At 47.6% G+C, this 506-nt stretch carries 1 protein-coding gene; it reads right to left on the bottom strand.

What is annotated here, in order from left to right; translation table 11 throughout:
* The coding region (locus tag R7Q46_RS30620; protein ID WP_318078772.1) for an AI-2E family transporter at positions 1–506 on the bottom strand (506 nt) is incomplete at both ends.

Raw genomic sequence — 506 nt, 5'->3', positions numbered from 1 at the left:
ATAAGTGCAGACCACCTAATAATGAGAAGAAAATCATTAAGGTATTCATGCCTGCGCTGCCTTGCATCAACAATGGACGCAGCAAGTTATCAATCGAACCGACGATGACTACACTCCATGCGGTTAGGAAGATTGCCCACGTCATATCACCGGTGAGGAACAAGTACGCGGCGGCTGGTATCCAGATCAACGCCGTACCGACAACTGGAATGAAGGAAGCAAAGCCCATCATGGTGCCCCAGAATAGGCCAGGGAAGCCAGCTAGCCACATACCGATACCGCCCGCTAAGCCTTGCGCGATAGCCGTTAAAAACGAGCCCATGACTGCGGACTTCGAAACTTGTTCTATCTCGGTCAAGATTCTATCTTCTTGGCTACGAGAGAGTGGCAGAATATGTCGAATTGCCGAAATGATTTTGTCGTGGTCACGTAATAGGAAGAAAAGCACAAACAGCATTAGGAAAAAATCCATCAAGAAGTTTGTTGCATCACCCAGAATTTTCGCA

This window comes from Vibrio sp. 811 (assembly GCF_033339195.1).
The sequence above is the reverse complement of the archived record's forward strand: the minus strand, read 5'-3'. Positions and strand labels throughout refer to the sequence as shown.